This window comes from Rhodococcus olei (assembly GCF_039540555.1).
GTDB classification, from domain to species: domain Bacteria; phylum Actinomycetota; class Actinomycetes; order Mycobacteriales; family Mycobacteriaceae; genus Rhodococcus_G; species Rhodococcus_G olei.
On sequence record NZ_BAABFB010000093.1, the window covers coordinates 1 to 3,079 of the forward strand.

2 protein-coding genes are annotated in these 3,079 nt (G+C 71.1%); both read right to left on the minus strand.

Translation table 11 applies throughout. The features are described 5' to 3' along the window. Window positions 1-1,952: tyrosine-type recombinase/integrase (locus tag ABD951_RS28220; protein ID WP_345353531.1), on the minus strand; the 1,952-nt coding region annotated here is incomplete at its 3' end. After that, complete coding sequence (locus ABD951_RS28225; RefSeq protein WP_345353533.1) at window positions 1,949-3,007, minus strand: tyrosine-type recombinase/integrase; 1,059 nt, start codon at window positions 3,005-3,007, stop codon at window positions 1,949-1,951. The genes ABD951_RS28220 and ABD951_RS28225, both read right to left, overlap by 4 nt. Window positions 3,008-3,079 lie beyond the last annotated feature (72 nt).

A 3,079-nucleotide genomic window follows, 5' to 3' on the forward strand; every position in this document is an offset into this window, starting at 1 on the left:
AGGTGGTCGAGTCGGGTGAGGTGGTCGGTCAGGGCGTCGGCGACACGGTGGTGACGGGCGGCTTCGTCGTGCCAGCCGCGGTCGCGGGCGTCGGTTTCGAGGGTCTGGATGTCGGTGCGTTGCGCCTCGAGCGCGCCACGGAACTCGGGTCCGGTGACGAAGTTGTCGCAGGTTTCGCAGATGTTGGCGTAGGGGCAGGCGCCGGCGGCCTCGTGGCGGGAGCAGTAGCCGTGCGCGACACGAGTTTTGAGCATCTCACTGCCGATCCACCTGACTGTGTCGGGGACGATGGGTTTGCCGACCGGGGTGAGGGTGAACTGGCGGCGCATCTTGCCGACGGCCTGGTCGTAGGCGTCACTCAGCGTCGGCGAGGCCAGGGTGGCGTAGCGGAGCGTCATCTGCGGGGTGACGTGCCCGAGCAACGCCATCAACGCCTGAAGGCTCATTCCCGCATTCGCGAGTTCGGTGGCCCAGGTGTGCCGCAGCTGATGTGGGGTGACAACGAGGACGCCCCCACCGGGGCCGCGCAGTCCCGCGTGCTCGGCGGCAGCGAGCAGCCCATTTCTCAGCCGGGTCTGGCCGAGTCGGCGGCCTCGGGCGGTGAACAGGAAGTCGGTCAGCGCCCCGGTGCGCGGGTGCGGCAGCGGCCGGCAGACCCCGCGGCTGGCGGTCCACTCGTCGAGCGCGGAGATGGTGGCCGCGGACAATGGCACCGTGCGTTCGGTCGCGAGCTTGCCCAGCGGCACCTTCAGCCAGGTGCCGGCCGGACCGTAGTCGACGACGCTACCGAGTTCGAGGTCGAGCAGTTCCCCGACCCGAAGCCCGGCACCGCGCAACACCGTCAACGCGACGCGGGCAAATGGATCATCCAGCCCGGCCACGGCATTCATCACCGCATCGTCGATGTCCGGCGGCAACGCGCGCGGCAGCGGCTGGTCGAGTTTGGGGACGTCCGCGGCGAACACCAGCCGTCGGACCGGCCCCTGCTCCCAGCCCCATTCAGTGATGTCGTCGAGCATGTTCCGCAGGCTGAGCACCGCCGCGTGCGCCACCGCCGCCGAAACACTGCGCCCGGCGCCGGCGGCGGTGCGTTGCCCGCGCCAGCCGCGGGTGCGGTTCCAGACGAGGAACCCCTCGACCTGGCTGCGGTCGAGTTCGCGCAGACAGGTCACGTCCGGGTGGTGGTTGGTGAGGTAGTCGGCGAACGGCAGTAGGTCGTTGATCAGGGACTCAACCGACTTCGGGCGCAGCACCGCGGAGCGGATCGTCACGTAACGCAGCAACGTCTCACGGATGCCGGCCGCCATCTCCACGTCGGCGAAACGCTGCTCGTGACTGCGGGCCCACCGTCGTCGCGTCGGCGGGGTGTCGATGACCCGGGTCTCGAACAGCACCTGCCGCAGGCTCGCGATCCGGATCCGGTAGGCGCGACGCGACGACGCTGGAATCGATTGTGTCGCAGATAATGCGGAGTCGAACTCGTCGACGGTGTCGCCGGTGATGTCGCTGACGAGTCCGCCGTGCCAGGCCAGCAGCACCGCCAGGCATTCACCGAGGACGGTCTCGACCCACGACGGTGTCCATCCCAGTGCGAGGCCGGCGGTGCGGGCGGCAGCGAAGGCGTCCGGGTCTCGGGCCTGCACGGCCCGGCCGAGGCCGGTGAGGTGCTTGATCGCGGCGAGCTCGAGGTCCAGCCGCAGACTGCCGCGGCCGAGGACGTGACACAGCAGCGGCCACGCGTTCGTCTCCCGCAGCTCGGTGGCGCGGTCGGCGGCGGGCAGCCTCCACCAATCGCGGAGGTCCGGGTGGGCGGTCAGGAACGCGGTCGCGATGCGAGTCCTCTCCCGCACCGACCTGCCGCTCAGCCCCAGTGTGGCGACGTGGGTGAGATAGTCCGCCAACACCGCCTCCCGATCGGCGACGGCGACCGTGTCGCGTGTCGCGGTGGTCATCGCGGTGCCCCGGCGAGACTGGCGCGGGCGGCGCCGTATTCGGCGGCGAGCTGCTCGATCGACAGGTGCACGTAGCCGGCGGTGGTCTCCGGCGAGACATGCCCCATCAGCTCCCGCAACACCATCAGATCTATTCCCGCGGAAGCGAGTTCGGTGCCGTAGGTGTGCCGTAGCCGGTGCGGCCGAACCCGGGCCGCTCCCGACAGGTCGCGGTGCCGGCGAAACAGCGACCGCAACCCCGCCTCGGTCACCGCCGCCCCGAGGGTGGGACCACGCAGCACCACGAAGCACTCCGGCGTCGACAGCCCCGGCGGTCGTTCCAGCCGCAGGTGGGCCGACAGCTCGGTGAAGAACACCGGATCGACCGGCACGAGCCGTTCCTTGCGGCCCTTGCCGAGCACCCGCAGCCGACGGCGACCGAAGTCGACATCGGCCAGGCGCAGCGACCGCACCTCCGCGCTGCGCAGACCACCGAGCAGCATCGCCCACACCATCGCCCGGTCGCGGTGGGTGCGCAGCGACGCCACGAACGCATCCACGTCGGCGGCGGCGAGGGACTCCGGCAGCAGCTGGGGTTGACGCACCAACCGACCCCCGGCCCGCGGCCGGCCGGGCCCGAGGTGCCCGAGCAGCCCCCGAGCCTGCGGCCGCAGACCCTGCCCCCGCCGCGGGGACGGCACCGGATTGTCCTGGCGGGCACCGGTCATCACCAGATACTCGAACAACGCCCGCACCGCGGCAACCCGCCGGTTGATCGTCGCCGCCGCTGCCGTGCGCGGTTCCCTCCGCGACTTCCCGGCGGGTCGAGGTTCGCGGCGCACGCCCTGCCAGTCGATCCACTCGAACACCGTCACCGACCTGACCGCCGACAATCGGATGTCACGGTCGAGCAGGAACCGGGCGAGGTTGAGCACGTCGAACGCATATGCCCGCACCGTCGCGGCACTGAATCCGCGGCCGGCCAGATGGGCGAGGAACGCGTCCGCCGCCTCCCTGCCGTCCCATCCGCCGTCGATCCGGAAGCCATCCTCGCTCGCGCACACCCGAACGGTCATCGCCTGCCCCTCTCGGTCCCGCCGGCACCTGCCAGCATCCGCCCGCCGTCGCCGACAGTCCCGGACCTCGCA